Here is a 22,096-nt window from a genome sequence, read left to right on the forward strand (position 1 = left end):
CCCAAAACCCTGTGGGAGCGGGCTTGCCCGCGAAGGGGCCTGCAAGAACACCACAAATATCAGGATGATTGAATAATGCTCAACCGCTCCCCCACCACCATCTCGGTAATCCAGTCGACGAGGATCGAAGTGTACGCCTGCTGTGAAACCGGGTCGCTCAAAGCGTGATCGGCGCCGTCGATGATACGGTGGGTCAGTGAGTGCGTCTGCTGGCAGGCCGCCCGGTAGCTCATGATCGTCGCGTGGGGCACGTGGTCGTCGGTCTCGGACTGCACCAGCAGGACGTCCCCGGTAAATTGCGAACAGGCATGCAAGGCGCGGTTGCCGTCGACACTCACCAGGGTGCTTCGGTAATCATGCAGATCCAGCTTGTCCAGATCGCGTTTCGGCGTGTGCCATTGCTCATCGCGATACAGCGCCGGCACCCGCAGCGCCAGCCAGCGTACCGGCCTGAGCGAGGTCAGGATCGCGGCCAGATACCCCCCGTAGCTGGTGCCGACCACGGCAATCGCCGACGTATCGAGGGCCGGGTGCGCGAGCAAGCGGTCATAGGCTGCCAGCAGATCCCGCAGGTTATCTTCGCGAGTCACCCGGGACAATGGAATGCCGGTGCCGCCGATGTGTCCGCGCAGGTCGAAGGTCAGGCACACGCAGCCCAACCCGGCGATGCCCTTGGCGCGTTCCAGGTCCCGCTCCTGACTGCCGCCCCAACCGTGCACGAAGAGCACGCCGGGGACTTTCGATTTGGGGCTCAGAAACGTCCCGCTCATCTGTTCGTTGTCGATGTCGATCTGAATGGATTCGCTTCTAGCCGTCATAGGATTCAACCGTTACGTACTTGAGGAGAAAGTCACTGGTGTGCGCCGGCCCGCGGAACACCTCGATGGCGTCTGCCGGCAGCGGCTGGTCGATATAGGTTTCCACCGAAGACACACGAATCGCGCACATCCCCGGTTCGTTGACGAAACTCTGCAAGGCCGCTACCTCGGCACTGCTGGCACCGCCCATGCGCCAGGACTGTTCCAGCACACCACTGCGCGGCTGGCCGTTGCTGTCCAGGCCCTGGGCGATGTCGTAATTGCGCCGCGAGGCATAAAAGCCGGGATAGGCTTCATCGGCCGCGTTGTCGAACACTTGTGCCTGACGAATCGCCAGGCGCACGTCTTGCGGCAGATCCAGTTTCAGTAATTGGTCGTAGTCACCGGACACCACCAGCAGATCGGAACCGCCATACACCGACTCGCCCTGTGCGTCTTCGGTGAGGTATTGCTCTCCGCAGTAACTGAGCACCCTGTCGCCGATAAAACTCTGGCCGACGCTGTGGGTGATCACCTGGTCCAGATCCTGCTCGAGCACCACGCCTTCGGTGAACAGGGCCCCAGCCTCTGGCCTGGCAAGCACTTGATCGAACTCGTCGAGGCTTTTGATCACTTCCTGACCGCGTCCGGCGCAGGCATGAATCGGCTTCAGGCGGATCGGCCCGGCCTGCAACAATTGCTCCGCCGCCGGGCGCGCATCCGCGAGTGAGAACACGCTGAGACCGTCGAGTACTACGCTGCGCACCCGCTCGGAAAACAAGGGTGCCCAGCCTTGCGGTGCATGGGCATGGTGATTGAGCAATCCATGACTGATGGCTTTGGTGCAGATGAAGTCGTGGTCGACATAACCGCCCCACAAATCCTCCGGCCCCTTGACCCCCAGGCGCCGGGCAGCCGCAGCACCCACCAGGGTCTGGGTCGGCAGCAGGTAGAGGTCCCGCCCGCCGTGCCGTTGCGGGTCGTAACTGCCGCCGTACTTGAGCCCCAGTATCTGCGCCAGCCAGCGGGCCAGCGCACGGTTGGTCTCGACTTCGTGCAGTGGCGCATCGGCGATCACCGAATGGGCGACCACCAGTTTCTTGCGGTTTGTCGGGGTCATGCATCCCCCTTCAATCGACGCTTGATGAATGTAGCTGAAGGGGTGCAGGGATCAGGCCAAGGCGGCTTCAGGGGAAACGTATTTCAAATCAGCCCTTTGCACAGGAGATGATGGCATGGGGCCTGTTTTATTCTGCACGACGCCCTTAGTGATTCCGGCATTTTGCACGACTCAAGCCCAACCCTGAGGGAGCCGAGGTGATGTAACTACCGTGCAACCGATCCAGGGCTCACCCCGAACCGCGTCCGATAATCACTCGGCGCCAGCCCGGTGATTTTCTTGAATGTCGCACGAAACGCCCCGGGGTCCTGATAACCCACGGTCCAAGCGATATGGTCGATGGTGCCGTTGGTGAATTCGAGCATTTCCCGGGCCTTGCCGACTCGCAGATGCTGGCAATACTCAGTGGGCTTGAGCCCGGTGGCCGCACGGAATCGGCGCAGGAAGGTGCGTTCTTCAAGGCCTGCCTTTTCGGCCATCGCCGCCAGCGATACATCGGTCGCCCCGGTGCTTTGCAGCCAGTGTTGCACCTTGAGGATCGCCGCATCGCCGTGACTGAGGATCGGCGCAAAATTGCTGCCGCACTCACTGGCGCTGTCGCTGTGCTCCACCACCAGAAAACGCGCGGTATTGGTGGCGATGCTCGGTCCCAGCAGCCGGTTGACCAGGCGCAAACCCAGTTCGGACCAGGCCATCAGCCCGGCAGTGGTAATCAGGTCGCCGTCATCGACAATCGGCGTATCGGCCTTGAGCCTGATCGCCGGATAACGTTCGGCGAAGGCTTTGGCCGAGGTCCAGTGGGTGGTGGCGCTGCGACCGTCGAGCAGACCGCTTTCAGCCAACAGGATCGAGCCCACGCAAACTCCGCCCAGTGTCGCGCCGCCGGCGTGTTGCTCGCGCAACCAGCGGATCAATCCCTGTGGCGCCTGGCCCTCGGAAAAACCGCCGATCGACGGCGGAATCAGCACGGCCACCAGGGCGCGCTCCGGGCCGGGATGGCTGTCGAAGACCCGCACCGGCGGCTGATCACCTTCGACCTGCCAATGGCTGACCCGCAGCAGCGGCAACTGCGCAGTCTGATGCTCGGCGGCGATCCGGTTGGCCACCCCGAACAAGTCCGTCAAGCCATGCACCGCCGCCATCTGCGCGCCGGGATAGATCAGCACACCGAGTTCGGCGATTGCCCTTTCTGCGTCCATTGTCAGTTTTCCCCCTCTTATTGTCGGTGCGGCCAATCCCCGGACCGCCTGCCAGCGCCAATACTGCATTCCACACCAACACACACTTCAAGGAAACAGTCATGGCCAAGCAAGCGCTCATCGTAGTCGATATCCAGAACGACTACTTCCCCCAAGGCAAGTGGCCGCTGGTCGGTGCTGACGCCGCCGCAGACAACGCCGCCCGCCTGATCGAGGCCTTTCGCGCTGCCGGCGATTCAGTGGTGCACATCCGCCACGAATTCACCTCCAACGATGCACCGTTCTTCACCCCCGACTCCGAAGGCGCGAAGCTGCACCCGAAAGTGCTCAACCGCGCCGACGAACCGGTGGTACTCAAGCACTTCGTCAACTCGTTCCGCGAAACCGACTTGAAGTCGATCCTCGACGAGCAAGGCATCAAGGAGCTGGTGGTCGTGGGCAGCATGAGCCACATGTGTGTGGACGGCATCACCCGTGCGGCGGCGGACTTTGGCTATAAAGTCACCGTGATCCACGACGCCTGTGCCACCCTCGACCTGGAGTTCAATGGCGTGACGGTTCCGGCGGCGCAGGTTCATGCGGCGTTCATGGCGGCCCTGGCGTTTGCGTATGCCAGCGTGGTGTCGACCACCGACTACCTCGCGGCCTGAAGCAACGGCGTTTCACCACGAATAAAAAACCCGCACTTCAGGCCGAAGTGCGGGTTTTGTTTTTCAGCTTGCCGCTTGTAGCTCGGGGGCTTACAGCTGCTTAGAACGGAATATCGTCATCAAAGCTGTCGAAATCCGGAGCCGGCTGAGGAGCAGCCTGCTGTGGAGCCGGGCGCGACTGTTGCGGTGCCGACTGCTGTGGACGCGGAGCCTGCTGGCGCGGAGCGGATTGCTGGTAGTTGTTACCGCCGCCCTGAGCCTGCTGGTCGCCCTGTGGACGGCCGCCCAGCAGTTGCATGGTGCCTTGCATGTCGACCACGATTTCGGTGGTGTAACGCTTGATACCGTCTTTTTCCCACTCGCGGGTCTGCAGCTTGCCTTCGATGTACACCTGCGAACCTTTACGCAGGTATTCGCCGGCGATTTCCGCAACCTTGCCGAACATCGAAACACGGTGCCATTCGGTCTTTTCGACTTTCTGACCGGTTTGCTTGTCGGTCCACTGTTCGCTGGTCGCCAGACTCAGGTTGGTCACGGCATTACCGTTAGGCAAGTAGCGAACTTCGGGATCCTGGCCGCAAGTGCCGACCAATATGACTTTGTTAACCCCACGGGCCATAACGTTCTCCTAGGCTACGCACGCTGCCCCGGCCGGGTTGTTCACCAGGCTTTCAAGGGTGGTGCGATCCAATAGTTCGGTGTCCAATTTGATGTAAATGGCCGCCTCATCAGCGACTATCACTGCATCTGTTACCCCTACGACAGCCTTCAGGCGCTCGACCAGACCCGCTTCGCGGATCGCCTCGGGCGACAACGGCAAGCGCAGGCTTGTCACGTAGGGAGGTTCACGCATGGTAACAGCAAAGGCCAGCCAGAGGGCAGCCAGACCGGCGCATCCGAGGAACACAACCGACAAACCGCCGTGCTGGAACAACCAGCCGCCGAGTATCCCGCCCAGTGCCGATCCGAGAAACTGGCTGGTGGAATAAACCCCCATCGCCGTGCCTTTGCCGCCTGCCGGTGAAACCTTGCTGATCAGCGACGGCAACGAAGCCTCCAGCAGATTGAACGCGGTGAAGAACACCACTGTACCGATCACCAGAGCCCGCAAGCTGTCGCCGAACTGCCAGAAGAATAGCTCGGTGAGCATCAGTGTCACGACGGCACCGAGTAAAACTCGTTTCATTTTGCGTTTCTTTTCGCCGTAAATAATGAACGGGATCATGGCGAAGAAAGAAATCAGCAGCGCAGTCAGGTACACCCACCAGTGCTGCTCCTTGGGCAGCCCGGCCTTCTCGACCAGTGCCAGCGGCAAGGCGACGAAGCTGGACATCAACATCGCGTGCAACACAAAAATGCCCAGGTCCAGACGCAGCAGGTCCGGGTGCTTGAGCGTCGGGATCAGCGCCTGGCGCGCGACACCGGACTCTCGATGCTGCAACGGGTGGGTGGAGCGCGGCACCATGAACATCACGATCACAATGCCGAAGAGCGCCATGCCACCGGTGGCAAGGAACAGCCCGGACAGCCCGAAGGCACGGGTCAACAGCGGACCGACCACCATGGCCACCGCAAACGACAGGCCGATGGTCATGCCGATCATGGCCATGGCCTTGGTCCGGTGCTGCTCGCGGGTCAGGTCGGACAGCAAGGCCATGACCGCCGCCGAAATCGCCCCGGCGCCCTGCAGGATTCGCCCGGCGATCACACCCCAGATCGAATCGGCATTGGCTGCTAGCAGGCTACCGAGGGCAAAGACGATCAACCCCAGGTAAATCACCGGGCGTCGACCGATGCGGTCGGAAATGAATCCGAACGGAATCTGGAAAATGGCCTGGGTCAGGCCATAAGCGCCAATCGCCAAGCCAATCAGGGCCGGCGTGGCCCCAGCCAGATCCATCCCATAGGTCGCCAGTACCGGCAACACCATGAACATGCCAAGCATACGGAAGGCGAACACCAGGGCCAGACCGCTTGCTGCGCGGGTCTCACCGCCACTCATGCGCTCGCTGTGGGGATCGTGCATGGAAAAACCTCATGTGAACCGGCGGCGATTCTACCAGTCCCATCGATTGGCAGGGTATATCGCGACGCTTTGACGCGCATTGCTGACACAGTCTTCATGTAAGACAGTAACCCTCTCGTTTGATAGTGTGCATCCATCCAGTATTTGGCCGTATACTCCTACGTTTTCGACGCCCGCCGAGCGAGGCCACCTTGGACAAGATCCTGATTCGTGGGGCTCGAACCCACAACCTGAAGAACATCGACCTGACCCTGCCACGGGACAAGCTGATTGTCATCACCGGCCTGTCCGGCTCCGGCAAGTCGTCCCTGGCTTTCGACACCCTGTACGCCGAAGGTCAGCGCCGCTACGTCGAATCGCTGTCGGCCTATGCCCGGCAATTTCTGTCGATGATGGAAAAGCCTGACGTCGACACCATCGAAGGCCTGTCGCCGGCGATCTCCATCGAACAGAAATCCACCTCGCACAACCCGCGTTCGACGGTCGGCACCATTACCGAAATCTACGACTACCTGCGCCTGCTGTATGCACGCGTGGGTATTCCGCGCTGCCCGGATCACGACATCCCGCTGGAAGCGCAGACCGTCAGCCAGATGGTCGACCTGGTCCTCGCCGAACCGGAGGGCAGCAAGCTGATGCTGCTGGCTCCGGTTATCCGCGAGCGCAAGGGCGAGCACCTGTCGGTTTTCGAAGAACTGCGCGCCCAAGGGTTCGTCCGTGCCCGGATCAACGGCAAGCTTTACGAGCTGGACGAAGCACCCAAGCTCGACAAGCAGAAAAAACATTCCATCGATGTCGTGGTCGACCGCTTCAAGGTTCGCGCCGACCTGCAACAACGCCTGGCCGAATCCTTCGAGACCGCGCTGAAGCTGGCAGACGGCATCGCCCTGGTGGCACCGATGGATGACGAACCGGGTGAAGAGATGATCTTCTCCGCACGCTTCGCCTGCCCGATCTGCGGCCACGCGATCAGCGAACTGGAACCCAAGCTGTTCTCCTTCAACAACCCGGCCGGCGCTTGCCCGACCTGCGATGGTCTAGGGGTCAAGCAGTTCTTCGACATCAAGCGCCTGGTCAATGGCGAGCTGACCCTGGCCGAAGGGGCGATTCGTGGCTGGGATCGGCGTAATGTCTATTACTTCCAGATGCTCGGCTCGCTGGCTTCCCACTACAAATTCAGTCTTGAGGTTCCGTTCAACGAACTCCCTGCCGATCAGCAGAAATTCATCCTGCATGGCAGCGGCTCGCAAAACGTCGACTTCAAATACCTGAACGACCGTGGGGATATCGTCAAACGCTCGCATCCGTTCGAAGGCATCGTGCCGAACCTGGAGCGACGCTACCGCGAGACCGAATCGGCGTCGGTACGTGAAGAGCTGGCCAAGTTCCTCAGCACCCAAGCCTGCCCGGACTGCCGCGGCACCCGCCTGCGGCGTGAGGCGCGGCACGTGTGGGTCGGCGAGAAAACCCTGCCGGCGGTGACCAACCTGCCGATAGGCGATGCGTCCGATTATTTTGGCGGGCTCAAGCTCACCGGCCGGCGTGGCGAGATTGCCGACAAGATCCTCAAGGAAATCCGCGAGCGCCTGCAGTTCCTGGTCAACGTCGGCCTCGATTATCTGTCGCTGGATCGCAGTGCGGACACCTTGTCCGGTGGCGAGGCCCAGCGTATCCGTCTGGCCAGCCAGATTGGCGCCGGCCTGGTGGGCGTTCTGTACATCCTCGACGAACCCTCCATCGGCCTGCATCAGCGCGATAACGACCGTTTGCTGGGCACCCTCAAGCACCTGCGCGATATCGGCAACACGGTGATCGTGGTCGAGCACGACGAAGACGCCATTCGCCTGGCCGACTACGTGGTGGACATCGGCCCGGGCGCTGGCGTGCACGGCGGGCATATCGTCGCCGAAGGCACACCGGCCGAGGTCATGGCGCATCCGGACTCGCTGACGGGCAAATACCTGTCGGGCCGGGTGAAGATCAAAGTCCCGGCCAAACGCACGCCGCGCAACAAGAAGCTGACGCTGTCGCTCAAGGGCGCGCGCGGCAACAACCTGCGCAATGTCGATCTGGAGATTCCGATTGGCCTGCTGACCTGTGTGACCGGCGTATCCGGCTCAGGCAAGTCGACACTGATCAACAACACGCTGTTCCCTTTGAGCGCTACAACGCTGAATGGCGCCACTACCCTTGAAGCGGCCGCCCACGACAGCATCAAGGGCCTTGAGCACCTGGACAAGGTCGTCGACATCGACCAGAGCCCGATCGGTCGCACACCTCGCTCCAACCCGGCGACCTACACCGGGTTGTTTACACCGATCCGCGAATTGTTCGCTGGCGTGCCGGAATCCCGCTCCCGCGGCTACGGGCCGGGGCGCTTCTCCTTCAACGTCAAGGGCGGGCGTTGCGAAGCCTGCCAGGGCGACGGCCTGATCAAGGTGGAGATGCACTTCCTGCCGGACATCTACGTGCCGTGCGACGTGTGCAAGAGCAAGCGCTACAACCGAGAAACCCTGGAGATCAAGTACAAGGGCAAGAGCATCCACGAAACCCTCGAGATGACCATCGAGGAAGCACGGGAGTTCTTCGATGCCGTACCGGCCCTGGCGCGCAAGCTGCAAACATTGATGGACGTCGGCCTGTCGTACATCAAGCTGGGGCAATCGGCGACCACGCTCTCCGGTGGTGAAGCCCAGCGGGTGAAACTCTCCCGCGAGCTTTCCAAACGCGATACCGGCAAGACCCTGTACATCCTCGATGAACCGACCACCGGGCTGCACTTCGCGGACATCCAACAACTGCTGGACGTGTTGCATCGCCTGCGCGACCACGGCAACACCGTGGTGGTGATCGAACACAACCTGGACGTGATCAAGACCGCTGACTGGCTGGTGGACCTGGGACCGGAAGGCGGTTCCAAGGGCGGGCAGATCATTGCCGTCGGCACGCCGGAGGAAGTGTCAGAGATGACGCAATCCCATACCGGTTATTACCTCAAGCCGCTGCTGGAGCGTGATCGGGCTTGACCGGGCGCCATGAAAAAGCCCCTGTCATTTCATCAATGACAGGGGCTTTTTCGTTTCTGCTGAATCAGGCGTGGGACTGCAGGTAGTTCTCGAGCCCGATCAGCTTGATCAGCCCCAACTGCTTTTCGAGCCAATAGGTGTGATCTTCTTCAGTGTCATGCAATTGAACCCGTAGCATTTCGCGGCTGACATAGTCCTTGTGCTGCTCGCATAGCTTGATGCCTTTGCACAGCGCGGCACGGACCTTGTATTCCAGGCGCAAATCCGCTTCGAGCATCTCGGTCACCGTGGTGCCGACATCGAGATCGTCCGGACGCATGCGCGGCGTGCCTTCGAGCATCAGAATCCGGCGCATCAGGGCATCGGCGTGCCCTGCTTCTTCTTCCATCTCGTGGTTGATTCGTTCGTAGAGCTTGGTGAAACCCCAGTCCTCATACATCCGCGAGTGGACGAAATATTGATCACGCGCGGCCAGTTCGCCGGTCAGCAACGTGTTGAGGTAATCGATCACATCCGGGTGGCCTTGCATCGCCCTACATCTCCCTGCTTGAAAGTTGTAGTTTGAACCAACATCCTCATATCGTCACCCGAAAGCCGCAATAAAAGCGAAGATATTCTGAGAAAACCAGCTGAAATAACGCAAAAACCGCCCAAACAAGGGCGGTTCTGCTTCTCATTTAGACTTCGTTAAGCTGTACGTTGAGCAGCTTTGCGATTGCTTCTCCATACGCCGGGTCGGCCTTGAAGAAATGCTGCAACTGGCGATCAACCACATCACTCGACACTCCCGCCATCGCACCGGCGATGTTACTGACCAGCAATGATTTCTGCTCTTCAGACATCAAGCGGAACAACGCGCCGGCGTGACTGTAGTAATCAGTATCTTCACGGTGGTCGTAACGATCGGCGGCACCACTGAGGGCCAACGCGGGCTCTGCGTAACGAGGCGCCTGCTTCGGTGACTCGACGTAGCTGTTTGGCTCGTAGTTCGGCGCTGCGCCCCCGTTACCTCCAAAGGCCATCGAACCGTCGCGCTGGTAAGTATTGACCGGGCTGCGAGGCGCGTTCACCGGCAGTTGCTGGTGGTTGGTACCGACGCGGTAGCGGTGAGCATCCGCGTAGGCGAACACCCGACCTTGCAACATGCGATCCGGCGAGAGACCAACCCCTGGAACCATATTGCTAGGACCGAACGCCGCTTGCTCGACTTCCGCGAAGTAGTTCTGCGGATTGCGATTGAGCTCCAGCTCTCCGACTTCAATCAGTGGAAACTCTTTCTGCGACCAGGTCTTGGTGACATCAAACGGATTCTCGTAGTGCGCCGCCGCCTGAGCCTCACTCATGATCTGAATGCACACGCTCCATTTTGGAAAGTCACCGCGCTCGATGGCATTGAACAAGTCGCGCTGGGCGTAATCCGGATCAGTACCCGCCAGGCGCGCAGCCTCGGCCGGAGCCAGGTTCTTGATCCCCTGTTTGGTCTTGTAGTGCCACTTAACCCAGTGACGCTCACCTTGAGCGTTGATAAGGCTGTAAGTGTGGCTGCCAAAGCCGTGCATGTGACGATACCCGTCAGGAATACCCCGGTCGGAGAACAGGATGGTGACCTGGTGCAGCGCCTCAGGCGAATGCGACCAGAAGTCCCACATCATCTGGGCGCTCTTCAGGTTGCTTTGCGGCAAGCGCTTCTGGGTGTGGATAAAGTCTGGAAACTTCAGTGGATCGCGAATGAAGAATACTGGTGTGTTGTTGCCGACGATGTCCCAGTTGCCTTCCTCGGTGTAAAACTTCAAGGCAAACCCGCGCGGATCGCGCTCGGTATCGGCCGAACCACGCTCACCACCCACGGTGGAAAACCGCAGGAACGTGGGGGTCTGCTTGCCGACTGCGTCAAACAACCTGGCACTGGTGTATTGAGTGATATCGCGCGTCACGGTGAACGTACCGTAAGCCCCCGAGCCTTTGGCGTGCACACGGCGCTCAGGGATGTTTTCACGGTTAAAATGGGCAAGCTTCTCGATCAGGTGAAAGTCGTCGAGCAGCAGCGGGCCCCGAGGGCCGGCGGAACGGGAATTCTGGTTATCGGCAACAGGAGCGCCGCTGGCGGTGGTTAGCGTTGTGTTCTGGCTCATGCGATCTTCCTTCCTCTGTCGGTCTTGAACTGCCGGCTATCGGCTGAGAGGGAGTATTGATCATCAATATGACAGCTACAAATTCATTAACCTGCAGACATCGATAGAGAAAAACTAATGATCATCCCCATCACATCATGACGATGTGAACGAAGGAGACGCTTGTACAAACGATGCATTTCTTACAGGCACAAAAAACCGGGCACTAGGCCCGGTTCTTTGTTTCAGACTGACGTCTTACTCGGCAGATACAGCTTCGCCGGCAGTAGCACGATCAACCAACTCGACGTACGCCATAGGCGCGTTGTCGCCAGCGCGGAAACCGCACTTGAGGATGCGCAGGTAGCCACCCTCACGGGTAGCGTAACGCTTGCCCAGGTCGTTGAAGAGCTTACCAACGATAGCTTTCGAACGAGTACGGTCGAAAGCCAGACGACGGTTAGCAACGCTGTCTGTCTTGGCCAGAGTGATCAGCGGCTCGGCAACGCGGCGCAGTTCTTTGGCTTTTGGCAGAGTAGTTTTGATCAGCTCGTGCTCGAACAGCGACACCGCCATGTTTTGGAACATGGCCTTGCGGTGCGAGCTGGTGCGGCTCAGGTGACGACCACTTTTACGATGACGCATGGTTCATTCCTTACCAAACACTACGTTCGGTGATTACGACGATCAGGCAGTCGCCTTGTCGTCCTTCTTAAGACTTGCAGGCGGCCAGTTGTCGAGGCGCATGCCGAGGGACAGACCGCGGGAGGCCAGAACGTCCTTGATTTCAGTCAAGGATTTCTTGCCCAGGTTCGGAGTCTTCAACAGTTCCACTTCGGTACGCTGAATCAGGTCACCGATGTAGTAAATGTTTTCCGCCTTAAGGCAGTTAGCCGAACGTACAGTCAGTTCCAGATCGTCAACCGGGCGAAGCAGGATCGGATCGATCTCGTCTTCCTGCTCGACAACCACTGGCTCACTGTCACCCTTGAGGTCGACGAACGCAGCCAACTGCTGTTGCAGGATGGTTGCAGCACGGCGAATCGCCTCTTCAGGATCCAGGGTACCGTTGGTTTCCAGATCAATAACCAGCTTGTCCAGGTTAGTACGCTGCTCGACACGGGCGTTTTCCACCACGTATGCGATACGGCGAACCGGGCTGAACGAAGAGTCAAGCTGCAAGCGACCGATGCTGCGGCTTTCGTCCTCATCGCTCTGACGCGAGTCTGCCGGTTCATAACCACGACCACGAGCTACTACGAGCTTCATGTTCAGGGCGCCGTTAGACGCCAGGTTAGCGATTACGTGATCGGGGTTAACGATCTCGACATCATGATCCAGCTGAATATCGGCAGCGGTAACCACCCCCGAACCCTTCTTCGACAAGGTCAGCGTAACTTCGTCACGACCGTGCAGCTTGATAGCCAGACCTTTAAGGTTCAACAGGATTTCAATGACGTCTTCCTGTACACCTTCGATGGCGCTGTACTCGTGGAGCACACCGTCAATCTCGGCCTCGACTACTGCACAGCCGGGCATTGAGGACAACAGGATGCGGCGCAGCGCGTTGCCCAGGGTATGGCCGAAACCACGCTCGAGAGGCTCGAGAGTGATCTTGGCGCGGGTTGGACTGACAACCTGCACATCAATGTGGCGGGGTGTCAGGAACTCATTTACCGAAATCTGCATGGATGCACCTATTTTCTAGCCCTTACTTGGAGTAGAGCTCGACAATCAGGCTTTCGTTGATGTCGGCGGACAGATCACTGCGAGCTGGAACGTTCTTGAAAACGCCCGACTTCTTCTCAGTGTCTACTTCTACCCATTCTACGCGGCCACGTTGGGCACACAGATCGAGAGCTTGGACAATGCGAAGTTGATTTTTTGCTTTCTCGCGAACAGCAACCACGTCACCAGCACGAACCTGGTAGGACGGAACGTTAACGGTCTGACCGTTTACGCTGATCGACTTGTGCGATACCAGCTGACGGGATTCGGCACGAGTCGAACCAAAGCCCATACGGTATACAACGTTGTCCAGACGGCATTCGAGCAGTTGCAGCAGGTTTTCACCAGTTGCACCTTTCTTGCCAGCAGCTTCTTTGTAGTAGCCGCTGAATTGACGCTCGAGAACGCCGTAGATACGACGGACCTTCTGCTTTTCACGCAGTTGGGTGCCGTAGTCGGACTGGCGACCGCGGCGTTGGCCGTGGATACCAGGTGCTGCTTCAATGTTGCACTTCGATTCGATCGCGCGCACGCCGCTCTTCAGGAAGAGATCGGTGCCTTCGCGACGAGCGAGTTTGCATTTTGGACCAATGTAACGAGCCATTCTTTACAATCTCCTGGATTACACGCGGCGCTTCTTCGGCGGACGGCACCCGTTGTGCGGGATTGGCGTCACGTCGGTGATGCTGGCGATCTTGTAGCCACAGCCGTTCAAAGCGCGGACTGCGGATTCACGACCTGGACCTGGACCTTTGACGTTGACGTCGAGGTTTTTCAGGCCGTATTCCAGCGCAGCTTGACCAGCACGTTCAGCAGCTACCTGAGCAGCGAACGGGGTGGACTTGCGGGAACCGCGGAAACCCGAACCACCGGAGGTAGCCCAGGAAAGAGCGTTACCTTGACGGTCGGTGATGGTCACGATGGTGTTGTTAAAAGATGCATGGATGTGGGCGATGCCATCAACCACTGTCTTTTTAACTTTTTTACGAGGACGAGCAGCAGGTTTTGCCATGATTAAATTCCTGTCGATTCGCTGGGGCGATTACTTGCGGATCGGCTTACGCGGACCTTTACGGGTACGCGCGTTGGTCTTGGTACGCTGACCGCGTACTGGCAGACCACGACGATGACGCAGACCGCGATAGCAACCGAGGTCCATCAAGCGCTTGATTTTCATGTTGATTTCGCGACGCAGGTCACCTTCAGTGGTGAACTTCGCCACTTCGCCACGCAGCTGTTCAATTTGCTCGTCGCTCAGATCCTTGATCTTTGCGGCTGGGTTTACCCCAGTCTCTGCACAAATTTTCTGTGCAGTAGTGCGACCAACACCATAGATGTAGGTCAGCGAGATAACAGTATGCTTGTTATCTGGAATGTTAACGCCTGCAATACGGGCCATTCAGTGGGACTCCAATTGACAGCTACCTACGCCCCGGAAGCCAAGAAATAGGGCGCGAGATAATATCGCTGTAATAACAAATAATCAACCCGGCAGCGCACTAGCTGCCGGGCTTGAAGCACAATCACACTCAGCCTTGGCGCTGTTTGTGACGCGGTTCCGCGCTGCAAATTACTCGAACAACACCTTCGCGGCGAATAATCTTGCAGTTACGGCACAGCTTTTTCACCGATGCACGAACTTTCATCACCAACTCCTCGAACCTTATGGGTCAGCGCAGCATGCCGCTGCCGTAACCCTTCAGGTTGGCTTTCTTCATCAGGGATTCGTACTGGTGCGAAACGAGGTGCGATTGTACTTGGGACATGAAGTCCATCACAACCACGACCACGATCAGCAACGAGGTCCCGCCAAGGTAGAACGGTACGTTGGCTGCAACCACCAGGAACTGGGGCAACAGGCAGACGGCCGTCATGTAAAGAGCACCGAACATGGTCAAGCGAGTCAGAACGCCATCAATGTAGCGCGCAGACTGCTCACCTGGACGGATGCCCGGAATAAAGGCACCGGACTTCTTCAGGTTTTCCGCTACGTCTTTCGGATTGAACATCAACGCCGTATAGAAGAAGCAGAAGAAAATAATCCCTGCACTAAACAGCAGAATATTCAACGGCTGACCAGGAGCGATCGACTGCGAGATGTCCTGCAACCAGCCCATACCTTCAGACTGACCGAACCAGGCACCCAACGAAGCCGGGAACAGCAAAATGCTGCTCGCGAAAATAGCCGGAATAACACCGGCCATGTTCACCTTCAGCGGCAAGTGGCTAGTCTGCGCGGCAAAGACCTTGCGGCCCTGCTGACGCTTGGCGTAGTGAACAGCGATACGACGCTGACCACGCTCAATGAACACCACGAAACCGATAATCGCTACTGCCAGCAAACCGATGGCAACCAGGGCAAAGATGTTGATATCACCCTGACGCGCAGACTCGAAAGACTGCCCGATCGCTCTCGGAAGACCGGCGACGATACCCGAAAAAATCAACATCGAGATACCGTTGCCAACACCACGCTCAGTAATCTGCTCACCCAGCCACATCATGAACATCGCACCAGCCACAAACGTGGATACCGCGACGAAATGGAAGCCAAAGTCACCAGTGAACGCAACGCCCTGCCCCGCCAGACCAATGGACATGCCAATGGCCTGGACGAGAGCTAGGACGACAGTGCCGTAGCGGGTGTACTGGCTGATCTTGCGACGGCCAGCTTCACCTTCCTTCTTCAACTGCTCCAGCTGCGGGCTGACGGCGGTCATCAGTTGCATGATGATCGATGCCGAGATGTACGGCATGATCCCCAGTGCAAAGATGCTCATCCGTTCCAGCGCGCCGCCGGAAAACATGTTGAACAAGCTAAGAATGGTCCCCTCATTCTGTCGAAACAGGTCCGCGAGTCGGTCCGGGTTGATACCTGGAACCGGGATGTGTGCGCCTATTCGGTAGACGATAATCGCCAGGAACAGAAAACGCAGACGAGCCCAGAGTTCAGACATACCGCCTTTGCCGAGCGCAGAGAGAGCACCTTGCTTAGCCATTTATTCCTCGAACTTGCCGCCAGCTGCTTCGATAGCCGCACGCGCACCTTTGGTGGCGCCGATTCCCTTGCCGATAGTGACAGCGCGAGTCACTTCACCGGACAGCATGATTTTCACACGCTGTACGTTGACGTTGATCACGTTGGCATCTTTCAGGGACTGCACGGTGACGATGTCGCCTTCCACTTTGGCCAGCTCGGACAGACGCACTTCTGCGCGGTCCATGGCTTTCAGGGAAACGAAACCGAACTTCGGCAGGCGACGATGCAGCGGCTGTTGACCGCCTTCAAAGCCTGGAGCAATGGTGCCACCGGAGCGAGAGGTCTGACCTTTGTGACCACGGCCACCAGTCTTACCCAAACCGCTACCGATACCACGGCCCGGACGATGCTTTTCGCGACGGGAACCCGGCGCTGGACTCAGATCATTGAGTTTCATCGATTAACCCTCGACACGCAGCATGTAGTAAGCCTTGTTGATCATCCCGCGATTCTCGGGAGTATCCTGGACTTCTACAGTGTGACCGATGCGACGCAGACCCAGACCCTTAACGCACAGTTTGTGGTTAGGGATGCGGCCGGTCATGCTTTTGATCAGCGTAACTTTTACGGTAGCCATGATCAGAAGATCTCCTTGACGCTTTTGCCACGCTTGGCGGCAATGGATTCAGGAGACTGCATTGCTTTCAAACCCTTGAAAGTGGCGTGAACCACGTTTACCGGGTTAGTCGAGCCGTAGCACTTGGCCAGAACGTTCTGAACGCCAGCAACTTCGAGGACAGCACGCATAGCGCCGCCAGCGATGATACCGGTACCTTCAGAAGCAGGCTGCATGTACACCTTCGAAGCGCCGTGAGCGGACTTCATTGCGTACTGCAGAGTGGTGCCGTTCAGATCAACCTGGATCATGTTGCGGCGAGCAGCTTCCATTGCCTTCTGGATCGCAGCAGGCACTTCACGCGACTTGCCACGGCCGAAGCCAACACGGCCTTTACCATCACCAACCACGGTCAACGCGGTGAAAGTGAAGATACGGCCGCCTTTAACGGTTTTGGCTACGCGGTTAACTTGAACCAGCTTCTCGATGTAGCCTTCGTCGCGCTTTTGGTCGTTATTTGACATAACTTAGAACTCCAGCCCAGCTTCACGAGCAGCATCAGCCAGCGCTTTAACGCGGCCGTGGTACTTGAAGCCAGAGCGGTCGAAAGCCACCTGCGAGACGCCAGCGGCCTTAGCACGCGTAGCGACCAGCTGGCCAACCTTAGTGGCCGCGTCGATGTTGCCGGTGGCACCATCACGCAGTTCTTTATCCAAAGTCGAGGCGCTTGCCAGGACTTTGTTGCCGTCGGCCGAAATGACCTGGGCGTAGATGTGCTGCGAAGAGCGGAACACGCAGAGACGCACGACTTCGAGTTCGTGCATTTTCAGGCGTGCTTTGCGAGCGCGACGCAGTCGAGTAACTTTTTTGTCGGTCATTTGCTATGCCCTACTTCTTCTTGGCTTCTTTACGACGGACGACTTCGTCCGCGTAGCGCACACCTTTGCCTTTGTACGGCTCTGGTGGACGGAAGTCGCGGATCTCGGCGGCCACTTGACCTACCAGCTGCTTGTCGATGCCCTTGATCAGGATATCGGTCTGGCTAGGAGTCTCAGCGGTGATGCCTTCCGGCAGTTCGTAATCCACTGGGTGCGAGAAGCCAAGAGCCAGGTTCAGCACTGTGCCTTTTGCTTGCGCTTTGTAACCAACACCGACCAGCTGGAGCTTGCGCTCGAAGCCTTGGCTTACGCCTTGGACCATGTTGTTTACCAACGCACGAGTGGTACCAGCCATTGCGCGAGTCTGTTGATCGCCATTGCGAGCAGCGAAACGCAGCTCACCAGCTTCTTCAACGATCTCAACGGACGAATGGATGTTCAGTTCGAGAGTGCCCTTGGCACCCTTCACCGAAAGCTGTTGGCCTGCGAATTTTACTTCGACACCGGCTGGCAGCTTAACGGGGTTCTTAGCGACGCGAGACATGCTTATCCCCCCTTAGAACACAGTGCAAAGAACTTCGCCGCCGACACCGGCAGCGCGCGCAGCACGATCAGTCATCACACCCTTGTTGGTGGAGACGATAGACACACCGAGACCGCCACGAACTTTTGGCAGATCATCGACGGACTTGTACTGACGCAGGCCTGGACGGCTAACGCGCTTCACTTCTTCGATAACCGGACGGCCTTCGAAGTACTTCAGCTCGATGGACAGCAGTGGCTTGATTTCGCTGCTGATCTGATAACCCGCAATGTAACCTTCGTCCTTCAGGACTTTGGCAACAGCTACCTTCAACGTGGAAGATGGCATGCTTACGACGGACTTTTCAGCCATCTGGGCATTACGGATACGAGTTAGCATGTCCGCTAACGGGTCCTGCATACTCATGGGCTAGACGCTCCTAATACAAAAAAATTAGCCTTGCGGCTATTACGTGTCGCCGAGAATCTCCGGGCATGAAAAACACGGGCTCAGGCGAGCCGGGTATTCTAGACACACCCCAGAAATGAATCAAGCCCCAAAAGGGGCTTGATCCAGATTCAAGGCCACCGGTGGTCAGGATCTTGCGACCCTGGACACCGAGACTTTGACAGTACTTACCAGCTGGCTTTAACCAGACCCGGTACGTCACCACGCATTGCCGCTTCACGCAGTTTGTTACGGCCGAGGCCGAACTTGCGGTAAACGCCGTGTGGACGACCGGTCAGGCGGCAGCGGTTACGCATGCGCGAAGCGCTTGCGTCACGTGGCTGCTTCTGCAGAGCAACTGTAGCTTCCCAACGCGCTTCTGGACTTGCGTTCAGATCAACGATGATAGCTTTCAGTGCTGCACGCTTCTTGGCGTACTTGGCAACCGTGAGCTGACGCTTCAGCTCGCGGTTTTTCATGCTCATCTTGGCCATGGTCCTACTCCAATCAGTTGCGGAACGGGAATTTGAATGCACGCAGCAGAGCGCGGCCTTCATCATCGTTCTTGGCAGTGGTGGTCAGGGTGATGTCCAGACCGCGGAGAGCATCGATCTTGTCGTAGTCGATTTCCGGGAAGATGATCTGCTCTTTCACGCCCATGCTGTAGTTGCCACGACCATCGAAGGACTTGGCATTCAGGCCGCGGAAGTCGCGAACCCGAGGCAGGGAGATCGACAGCAGACGATCCAGGAACTCGTACATACGCTCACGGCGCAGGGTCACTTTGACGCCGATCGGCCAACCTTCACGGACTTTAAAGCCAGCGATGGATTTGCGAGCGTAGGTCACAACGACTTTCTGGCCGGTGATCTTTTCCAGGTCGGCAACAGCGTGCTCGATGACTTTTTTGTCGCCGATCGCTTCGCCAAGACCCATGTTCAGGGTGATTTTGGTAACGCGCGGAACTTCCATCACGTTCGAAAGCTTAAGTTCTTCCTTAAGTTTCGGAGCAATTTCCTTCCGGTAAATCTCTTTTAGTCGTGCCATGGTCTCATCTACCTAGCAGTGTTCAAGCATCAACCGCTTTTTGGGTCGACTTGAAGACACGAATTTTCTTGCCGTCTTCTACTTTGAAACCAACGCGGTCAGCCTTGTTGGTTTCGCCGTTGAAAATGGCGACGTTAGAAGCATCCAGTGGAGCTTCTTTTTCGACGATACCGCCCTGCACGCCCGACATCGGGTTAGGCTTGGTATGACGCTTGACCAGGTTCAGACCACCAATAACCAAACGGTTGTTAGCGAGAACCTTAAGCACCTTACCGCGCTTACCTTTGTCTTTGCCGGCGATCACGATGATCTCGTCGTCACGACGAATCTTTTGCATGTCGGATCTCCTTACAGCACTTCTGGGGCGAGCGAGACGATCTTCATGAACTTCTCAGTACGAAGTTCACGGGTCACTGGCCCAAAGATACGGGTGCCGATCGGCTCTTGCTTGTTGTTCAGAAGAACAGCAGCGTTGCCATCAAAGCGGATAATGGAGCCATCAGCACGACGTACGCCGTGACGAGTGCGGACTACAACAGCAGTCATCACTTGGCCTTTTTTCACTTTACCGCGAGGAATTGCTTCCTTGACGGTAACTTTGATGATGTCACCGATACCAGCGTAACGACGATGGGAGCCACCCAGCACCTTGATGCACATAACGCGGCGAGCGCCGCTGTTATCGGCCACATCGAGCATGGATTGAGTCTGAATCATATAATTTCTCCGACCCCTAGTCCTTAGACTTCCACAGCGCGTTCGAGAACATCAACCAGCGCCCAAGACTTGGTCTTGGCCAAAGGACGAGTTTCACGAATAGTGACTTTGTCGCCGATGTGGCACTGATTGGTTTCGTCGTGCGCGTGCAGCTTAGTCGAACGCTTAACGTATTTACCGTAGATCGGGTGCTTAACGCGACGCTCGATCAGAACGGTGATGGTTTTGTCCATCTTGTCGCTGACAACACGGCCAGTCAGCGTACGGACAGTCTTTTCGGCTTCAGCCATGATCACTTACCTGCCTGCTGGTTGAGCACAGTCTTCACGCGAGCGATGTCACGCTTAACTTGCGAGAGCAGATGAGACTGCCCCAACTGGCCAGTTGCTTTCTGCATACGCAGATTGAACTGGTCGCGCAGCAAGCCGAGCAGTTGCTCGTTCAGCTGCTGTGCGGATTTTTCACGAAGTTCATTCGCTTTCATCACATCACCGTCCGTTTAACAAAGGAGGTGGCGAGCGGCAGCTTTGCAGCAGCCAGGGCGAAAGCCTCACGCGCCAGCTCTTCAGAAACACCCTCGATTTCATACAGGACTTTGCCTGGCTGAATCTGGGCTACCCAGTATTCCACGTTACCCTTACCTTTACCCATCCGAACCTCGAGAGGTTTTTTGGAGATCGGCTTGTCCGGGAATACACGGATCCAGATCTTGCCGCCACGTTTTACGTGACGGGTCAGAGCACGACGCGCTGACTCGATCTGACGAGCGGTGAGACGACCACGAGCAACAGACTTCAGCGCGAACTCGCCGAAGCTGACTTTGCTACCGCGCAATGCCAGGCCACGGTTGTGACCAGTCATTTGCTTGCGGAACTTCGTACGCTTTGGTTGCAACATTTGGCGTACCCCTTACTTAGCAGCTTTTTTACGAGGCGCTGGTGCTTGTGGTTTCAGTTCTTCTTGGCGACCACCAATTACTTCGCCTTTGAAGATCCAAACCTTTACACCGATCACACCGTAAGTGGTGTGAGCTTCGTAGTTGGCATAGTCGATGTCGGCACGCAGGGTGTGCAATGGCACACGACCTTCGCGATACCATTCAGTACGTGCGATTTCAGCACCGCCGAGACGACCGCTCACTTGGATTTTGATGCCTTTGGCACCAATGCGCATGGCGTTCTGTACAGCGCGCTTCATAGCGCGACGGAACATTACGCGACGCTCCAGCTGCTGAGCTACGCTCTGCGCAACCAGCATACCGTCGAGCTCCGGCTTGCGGATCTCTTCGATATTGATGTGCACAGGCACACCCATTTGCTTGGTCAGGTCCTGACGCAGTTTCTCAACATCTTCACCTTTCTTCCCGATAACGATACCTGGACGAGCGGTGTGGATGGTGATGCGTGCAGTTTGGGCCGGACGATGGATATCGATACGGCTTACGGACGCGCTTTTTAGTTTGTCTTGGAGGTACTCACGCACATTCAGATCTGCGAGCAAATAGTCCGCATAAGTCCGACCGTCTGCGTACCAGACGGAGGTGTGCTCCTTGACGATTCCCAGGCGAATGCCAATGGGATGTACTTTCTGACCCATCTCTTCGACTCCGTTACTTGTCAGCAACCTTGACAGTGATATGGCAAGACCGCTTGACGATGCGATCAGCACGGCCTTTGGCACGTGGCATGATGCGCTTCAGCGAACGCCCTTCGTTGACGAAAACAGTGCTGACCTTCAGGTCATCAACGTCTGCGCCTTCGTTATGCTCGGCGTTGGCTACGGCCGACTCCAGCACTTTCTTCATGATCTCGGCGGCTTTCTTACTGCTGAAAGCCAACAGGTTGAGCGCTTCGCCCACCTTCTTCCCGCGGATCTGGTCGGCGACCAAGCGGGCTTTCTGGGCGGAGATTCGAGCGCCCGACAACTTAGCGGCTACTTCCATTTCCTAACCCCTTAACGCTTGGCTTTCTTGTCTGCCACGTGCCCGCGATAAGTGCGGGTACCGGCGAACTCGCCCAGTTTGTGGCCGACCATGTCTTCGTTCACAAGAACTGGGACGTGCTGACGACCGTTGTGTACTGCGATGGTCAGACCGACCATTTGTGGCAGGATCATCGAACGACGCGACCAGGTTTTCACCGGTTTGCGATCGTTCTTTTCCGCCGCCACTTCGATCTTCTTCAGTAGGTGAAGATCGATAAAAGGACCTTTTTTCAGAGAACGTGGCACTG

Annotated in this window: 32 protein-coding genes; 2 read left to right on the forward strand and 30 right to left on the reverse strand. The window is 57.5% G+C overall.

Annotated elements, in window-relative coordinates:
- Positions 1-59 precede the first annotated feature (59 nt).
- From AC06G5_RS27125 to AC06G5_RS27135, 3 genes are all read right to left on the reverse strand, one after another.
- Positions 60-818: an alpha/beta hydrolase family protein gene (locus AC06G5_RS27125; RefSeq protein WP_413426445.1), complete on the reverse strand. Its 759-nt coding sequence runs from the start codon at positions 816-818 to the stop codon at positions 60-62.
- The gene (locus tag AC06G5_RS27130) at positions 808-1,917 is read right to left on the reverse strand and encodes a DUF3182 family protein (protein ID WP_413426443.1); all 1,110 of its coding nucleotides are present in this window, start codon (positions 1,915-1,917) and stop codon (positions 808-810) included. Before AC06G5_RS27130 ends, AC06G5_RS27125 begins: the two co-directional genes overlap by 11 nt.
- 206 nt (positions 1,918-2,123) lie before the next feature.
- Complete coding sequence (locus tag AC06G5_RS27135; protein ID WP_413703935.1) at positions 2,124-3,116, reverse strand: GlxA family transcriptional regulator; 993 nt, start codon at positions 3,114-3,116, stop codon at positions 2,124-2,126.
- 101 nt (positions 3,117-3,217) lie between these two features.
- Between AC06G5_RS27135 and AC06G5_RS27140 the strand changes: the two genes are divergently transcribed.
- Positions 3,218-3,766 (forward strand): cysteine hydrolase family protein, encoded by a 549-nt coding sequence (locus AC06G5_RS27140; RefSeq protein WP_413426439.1) that lies wholly within the window; start codon positions 3,218-3,220, stop codon positions 3,764-3,766.
- Positions 3,767-3,866: 100 nt separating this feature from the next.
- Here AC06G5_RS27140 and AC06G5_RS27145 read toward each other — a convergent pair whose 3' ends face one another.
- Both AC06G5_RS27145 and AC06G5_RS27150 read right to left on the reverse strand, forming a co-directional pair.
- Positions 3,867-4,385: a single-stranded DNA-binding protein gene (locus AC06G5_RS27145; protein WP_413426437.1), complete on the reverse strand. Its 519-nt coding sequence runs from the start codon at positions 4,383-4,385 to the stop codon at positions 3,867-3,869.
- 9 nt (positions 4,386-4,394) lie between these two features.
- Entirely contained in the window at positions 4,395-5,792 is a 1,398-nt protein-coding gene (locus tag AC06G5_RS27150) for an MFS transporter (RefSeq protein ID WP_413426435.1), read from the reverse strand.
- Between the two features lie 191 nt (positions 5,793-5,983).
- On the opposite strand from AC06G5_RS27150, the gene uvrA reads away from it, so the two are divergent.
- A complete protein-coding gene (gene uvrA, locus AC06G5_RS27155) occupies positions 5,984-8,818 on the forward strand; it encodes an excinuclease ABC subunit UvrA (protein WP_413703934.1) in 2,835 nt (944 codons plus the stop codon).
- A gap of 64 nt (positions 8,819-8,882) precedes the next feature.
- Here the strand turns inward: uvrA and bfr are convergent, their stop codons facing one another.
- From bfr to rpsS, 25 genes are all read right to left on the reverse strand, one after another.
- Positions 8,883-9,347: a bacterioferritin gene (gene bfr, locus AC06G5_RS27160; RefSeq protein WP_007970123.1), complete on the reverse strand. Its 465-nt coding sequence runs from the start codon at positions 9,345-9,347 to the stop codon at positions 8,883-8,885.
- 148 nt (positions 9,348-9,495) lie between these two features.
- A complete protein-coding gene (locus tag AC06G5_RS27165; protein ID WP_413426431.1) occupies positions 9,496-10,950 on the reverse strand; it encodes a catalase in 1,455 nt (484 codons plus the stop codon).
- Between the two features lie 237 nt (positions 10,951-11,187).
- Complete coding sequence (gene rplQ / locus AC06G5_RS27170) at positions 11,188-11,574, reverse strand: 50S ribosomal protein L17 (RefSeq protein WP_007970429.1); 387 nt, start codon at positions 11,572-11,574, stop codon at positions 11,188-11,190.
- Between the two features lie 42 nt (positions 11,575-11,616).
- Positions 11,617-12,618 carry a DNA-directed RNA polymerase subunit alpha gene (locus AC06G5_RS27175; protein ID WP_007970428.1) on the reverse strand — a complete coding sequence of 334 codons (1,002 nt, stop codon included), beginning with the start codon at positions 12,616-12,618 and terminating at the stop codon, positions 11,617-11,619.
- Positions 12,619-12,640: 22 nt separating this feature from the next.
- Complete coding sequence (gene rpsD / locus AC06G5_RS27180; protein WP_003176404.1) at positions 12,641-13,261, reverse strand: 30S ribosomal protein S4; 621 nt, start codon at positions 13,259-13,261, stop codon at positions 12,641-12,643.
- Positions 13,262-13,279: 18 nt separating this feature from the next.
- Positions 13,280-13,669: a 30S ribosomal protein S11 gene (gene rpsK, locus AC06G5_RS27185; protein WP_002555466.1), complete on the reverse strand. Its 390-nt coding sequence runs from the start codon at positions 13,667-13,669 to the stop codon at positions 13,280-13,282.
- A gap of 30 nt (positions 13,670-13,699) precedes the next feature.
- A complete protein-coding gene (rpsM, locus tag AC06G5_RS27190; protein ID WP_009045849.1) occupies positions 13,700-14,056 on the reverse strand; it encodes a 30S ribosomal protein S13 in 357 nt (118 codons plus the stop codon).
- A 130-nt stretch (positions 14,057-14,186) separates the two neighbouring features.
- The gene (rpmJ, locus tag AC06G5_RS27195) at positions 14,187-14,303 is read right to left on the reverse strand and encodes a 50S ribosomal protein L36 (protein ID WP_002555468.1); all 117 of its coding nucleotides are present in this window, start codon (positions 14,301-14,303) and stop codon (positions 14,187-14,189) included.
- Between the two features lie 24 nt (positions 14,304-14,327).
- Positions 14,328-15,656, reverse strand: coding sequence for a preprotein translocase subunit SecY (gene secY / locus AC06G5_RS27200; protein ID WP_003228718.1), 1,329 nt, complete (start codon positions 15,654-15,656; stop codon positions 14,328-14,330).
- Positions 15,657-16,094: a 50S ribosomal protein L15 gene (gene rplO, locus AC06G5_RS27205; RefSeq protein WP_003228720.1), complete on the reverse strand. Its 438-nt coding sequence runs from the start codon at positions 16,092-16,094 to the stop codon at positions 15,657-15,659.
- A 3-nt stretch (positions 16,095-16,097) separates the two neighbouring features.
- On the reverse strand, positions 16,098-16,274 hold the full coding sequence (rpmD, locus tag AC06G5_RS27210; protein ID WP_003176408.1) for a 50S ribosomal protein L30: 177 nt from the start codon (positions 16,272-16,274) through the stop codon (positions 16,098-16,100).
- Between the two features lie 2 nt (positions 16,275-16,276).
- The gene (gene rpsE, locus AC06G5_RS27215) at positions 16,277-16,777 is read right to left on the reverse strand and encodes a 30S ribosomal protein S5 (protein ID WP_003186035.1); all 501 of its coding nucleotides are present in this window, start codon (positions 16,775-16,777) and stop codon (positions 16,277-16,279) included.
- Positions 16,778-16,780: 3 nt separating this feature from the next.
- Complete coding sequence (gene rplR / locus AC06G5_RS27220; protein WP_003186037.1) at positions 16,781-17,131, reverse strand: 50S ribosomal protein L18; 351 nt, start codon at positions 17,129-17,131, stop codon at positions 16,781-16,783.
- A gap of 10 nt (positions 17,132-17,141) precedes the next feature.
- The gene (gene rplF, locus AC06G5_RS27225) at positions 17,142-17,675 is read right to left on the reverse strand and encodes a 50S ribosomal protein L6 (RefSeq protein ID WP_003176412.1); all 534 of its coding nucleotides are present in this window, start codon (positions 17,673-17,675) and stop codon (positions 17,142-17,144) included.
- A 12-nt stretch (positions 17,676-17,687) separates the two neighbouring features.
- Complete coding sequence (gene rpsH / locus AC06G5_RS27230; protein WP_003186040.1) at positions 17,688-18,080, reverse strand: 30S ribosomal protein S8; 393 nt, start codon at positions 18,078-18,080, stop codon at positions 17,688-17,690.
- Positions 18,081-18,289: 209 nt separating this feature from the next.
- Positions 18,290-18,595: a 30S ribosomal protein S14 gene (rpsN, locus tag AC06G5_RS27235; RefSeq protein WP_003176414.1), complete on the reverse strand. Its 306-nt coding sequence runs from the start codon at positions 18,593-18,595 to the stop codon at positions 18,290-18,292.
- Positions 18,596-18,608: 13 nt separating this feature from the next.
- Positions 18,609-19,148 carry a 50S ribosomal protein L5 gene (rplE, locus tag AC06G5_RS27240; RefSeq protein ID WP_003210069.1) on the reverse strand — a complete coding sequence of 180 codons (540 nt, stop codon included), beginning with the start codon at positions 19,146-19,148 and terminating at the stop codon, positions 18,609-18,611.
- 22 nt (positions 19,149-19,170) lie between these two features.
- Positions 19,171-19,485 (reverse strand): 50S ribosomal protein L24, encoded by a 315-nt coding sequence (gene rplX, locus AC06G5_RS27245; RefSeq protein WP_003176416.1) that lies wholly within the window; start codon positions 19,483-19,485, stop codon positions 19,171-19,173.
- An 11-nt stretch (positions 19,486-19,496) separates the two neighbouring features.
- Complete coding sequence (gene rplN / locus AC06G5_RS27250; protein WP_002555479.1) at positions 19,497-19,865, reverse strand: 50S ribosomal protein L14; 369 nt, start codon at positions 19,863-19,865, stop codon at positions 19,497-19,499.
- 23 nt (positions 19,866-19,888) lie between these two features.
- Positions 19,889-20,155 carry a 30S ribosomal protein S17 gene (rpsQ, locus tag AC06G5_RS27255; protein WP_003176419.1) on the reverse strand — a complete coding sequence of 89 codons (267 nt, stop codon included), beginning with the start codon at positions 20,153-20,155 and terminating at the stop codon, positions 19,889-19,891.
- Positions 20,156-20,157: 2 nt separating this feature from the next.
- Complete coding sequence (gene rpmC, locus AC06G5_RS27260; RefSeq protein WP_002555481.1) at positions 20,158-20,349, reverse strand: 50S ribosomal protein L29; 192 nt, start codon at positions 20,347-20,349, stop codon at positions 20,158-20,160.
- A complete protein-coding gene (rplP, locus tag AC06G5_RS27265) occupies positions 20,349-20,762 on the reverse strand; it encodes a 50S ribosomal protein L16 (protein ID WP_003228729.1) in 414 nt (137 codons plus the stop codon). Before rplP ends, rpmC begins: the two co-directional genes overlap by 1 nt.
- Before the next feature lie 12 nt (positions 20,763-20,774).
- Positions 20,775-21,461 carry a 30S ribosomal protein S3 gene (gene rpsC, locus AC06G5_RS27270; RefSeq protein WP_007970424.1) on the reverse strand — a complete coding sequence of 229 codons (687 nt, stop codon included), beginning with the start codon at positions 21,459-21,461 and terminating at the stop codon, positions 20,775-20,777.
- Between the two features lie 13 nt (positions 21,462-21,474).
- A complete protein-coding gene (gene rplV, locus AC06G5_RS27275) occupies positions 21,475-21,807 on the reverse strand; it encodes a 50S ribosomal protein L22 (protein WP_003103908.1) in 333 nt (110 codons plus the stop codon).
- Between the two features lie 11 nt (positions 21,808-21,818).
- On the reverse strand, positions 21,819-22,094 hold the full coding sequence (gene rpsS / locus AC06G5_RS27280; protein WP_002555486.1) for a 30S ribosomal protein S19: 276 nt from the start codon (positions 22,092-22,094) through the stop codon (positions 21,819-21,821).
- Positions 22,095-22,096 lie beyond the last annotated feature (2 nt).

This window comes from Pseudomonas sp. WT-JTC, assembly GCF_056711565.1.

What these genes read in the sequence shown, in the direction of transcription:
- AC06G5_RS27125 (WP_413426445.1), bottom strand. Translation starts at nt 818, where the DNA reads ATGACGGCTAGAAGCGAATCCATTCAGATCGACATCGACAACGAACAG.
- AC06G5_RS27130 (WP_413426443.1), bottom strand. Translation starts at nt 1,917, where the DNA reads ATGACCCCGACAAACCGCAAGAAACTGGTGGTCGCCCATTCGGTGATC.
- AC06G5_RS27135 (WP_413703935.1), bottom strand. Translation starts at nt 3,116, where the DNA reads ATGGACGCAGAAAGGGCAATCGCCGAACTCGGTGTGCTGATCTATCCC.
- AC06G5_RS27140 (WP_413426439.1), top strand. Translation starts at nt 3,218, where the DNA reads ATGGCCAAGCAAGCGCTCATCGTAGTCGATATCCAGAACGACTACTTC.
- AC06G5_RS27145 (WP_413426437.1), bottom strand. Translation starts at nt 4,385, where the DNA reads ATGGCCCGTGGGGTTAACAAAGTCATATTGGTCGGCACTTGCGGCCAG.
- AC06G5_RS27150 (WP_413426435.1), bottom strand. Translation starts at nt 5,792, where the DNA reads ATGCACGATCCCCACAGCGAGCGCATGAGTGGCGGTGAGACCCGCGCA.
- bfr (WP_007970123.1), bottom strand. Translation starts at nt 9,347, where the DNA reads ATGCAAGGCCACCCGGATGTGATCGATTACCTCAACACGTTGCTGACC.
- AC06G5_RS27165 (WP_413426431.1), bottom strand. Translation starts at nt 10,950, where the DNA reads ATGAGCCAGAACACAACGCTAACCACCGCCAGCGGCGCTCCTGTTGCC.
- rplQ (WP_007970429.1), bottom strand. Translation starts at nt 11,574, where the DNA reads ATGCGTCATCGTAAAAGTGGTCGTCACCTGAGCCGCACCAGCTCGCAC.
- AC06G5_RS27175 (WP_007970428.1), bottom strand. Translation starts at nt 12,618, where the DNA reads ATGCAGATTTCGGTAAATGAGTTCCTGACACCCCGCCACATTGATGTG.
- rpsD (WP_003176404.1), bottom strand. Translation starts at nt 13,261, where the DNA reads ATGGCTCGTTACATTGGTCCAAAATGCAAACTCGCTCGTCGCGAAGGC.
- rpsK (WP_002555466.1), bottom strand. Translation starts at nt 13,669, where the DNA reads ATGGCAAAACCTGCTGCTCGTCCTCGTAAAAAAGTTAAAAAGACAGTG.
- rpsM (WP_009045849.1), bottom strand. Translation starts at nt 14,056, where the DNA reads ATGGCCCGTATTGCAGGCGTTAACATTCCAGATAACAAGCATACTGTT.
- rpmJ (WP_002555468.1), bottom strand. Translation starts at nt 14,303, where the DNA reads ATGAAAGTTCGTGCATCGGTGAAAAAGCTGTGCCGTAACTGCAAGATT.
- secY (WP_003228718.1), bottom strand. Translation starts at nt 15,656, where the DNA reads ATGGCTAAGCAAGGTGCTCTCTCTGCGCTCGGCAAAGGCGGTATGTCT.
- rplO (WP_003228720.1), bottom strand. Translation starts at nt 16,094, where the DNA reads ATGAAACTCAATGATCTGAGTCCAGCGCCGGGTTCCCGTCGCGAAAAG.
- rpmD (WP_003176408.1), bottom strand. Translation starts at nt 16,274, where the DNA reads ATGGCTACCGTAAAAGTTACGCTGATCAAAAGCATGACCGGCCGCATC.
- rpsE (WP_003186035.1), bottom strand. Translation starts at nt 16,777, where the DNA reads ATGTCAAATAACGACCAAAAGCGCGACGAAGGCTACATCGAGAAGCTG.
- rplR (WP_003186037.1), bottom strand. Translation starts at nt 17,131, where the DNA reads ATGACCGACAAAAAAGTTACTCGACTGCGTCGCGCTCGCAAAGCACGC.
- rplF (WP_003176412.1), bottom strand. Translation starts at nt 17,675, where the DNA reads ATGTCTCGCGTCGCTAAGAACCCCGTTAAGCTGCCAGCCGGTGTCGAA.
- rpsH (WP_003186040.1), bottom strand. Translation starts at nt 18,080, where the DNA reads ATGAGTATGCAGGACCCGTTAGCGGACATGCTAACTCGTATCCGTAAT.
- rpsN (WP_003176414.1), bottom strand. Translation starts at nt 18,595, where the DNA reads ATGGCCAAGATGAGCATGAAAAACCGCGAGCTGAAGCGTCAGCTCACG.
- rplE (WP_003210069.1), bottom strand. Translation starts at nt 19,148, where the DNA reads ATGGCACGACTAAAAGAGATTTACCGGAAGGAAATTGCTCCGAAACTT.
- rplX (WP_003176416.1), bottom strand. Translation starts at nt 19,485, where the DNA reads ATGCAAAAGATTCGTCGTGACGACGAGATCATCGTGATCGCCGGCAAA.
- rplN (WP_002555479.1), bottom strand. Translation starts at nt 19,865, where the DNA reads ATGATTCAGACTCAATCCATGCTCGATGTGGCCGATAACAGCGGCGCT.
- rpsQ (WP_003176419.1), bottom strand. Translation starts at nt 20,155, where the DNA reads ATGGCTGAAGCCGAAAAGACTGTCCGTACGCTGACTGGCCGTGTTGTC.
- rpmC (WP_002555481.1), bottom strand. Translation starts at nt 20,349, where the DNA reads ATGAAAGCGAATGAACTTCGTGAAAAATCCGCACAGCAGCTGAACGAG.
- rplP (WP_003228729.1), bottom strand. Translation starts at nt 20,762, where the DNA reads ATGTTGCAACCAAAGCGTACGAAGTTCCGCAAGCAAATGACTGGTCAC.
- rpsC (WP_007970424.1), bottom strand. Translation starts at nt 21,461, where the DNA reads ATGGGTCAGAAAGTACATCCCATTGGCATTCGCCTGGGAATCGTCAAG.
- rplV (WP_003103908.1), bottom strand. Translation starts at nt 21,807, where the DNA reads ATGGAAGTAGCCGCTAAGTTGTCGGGCGCTCGAATCTCCGCCCAGAAA.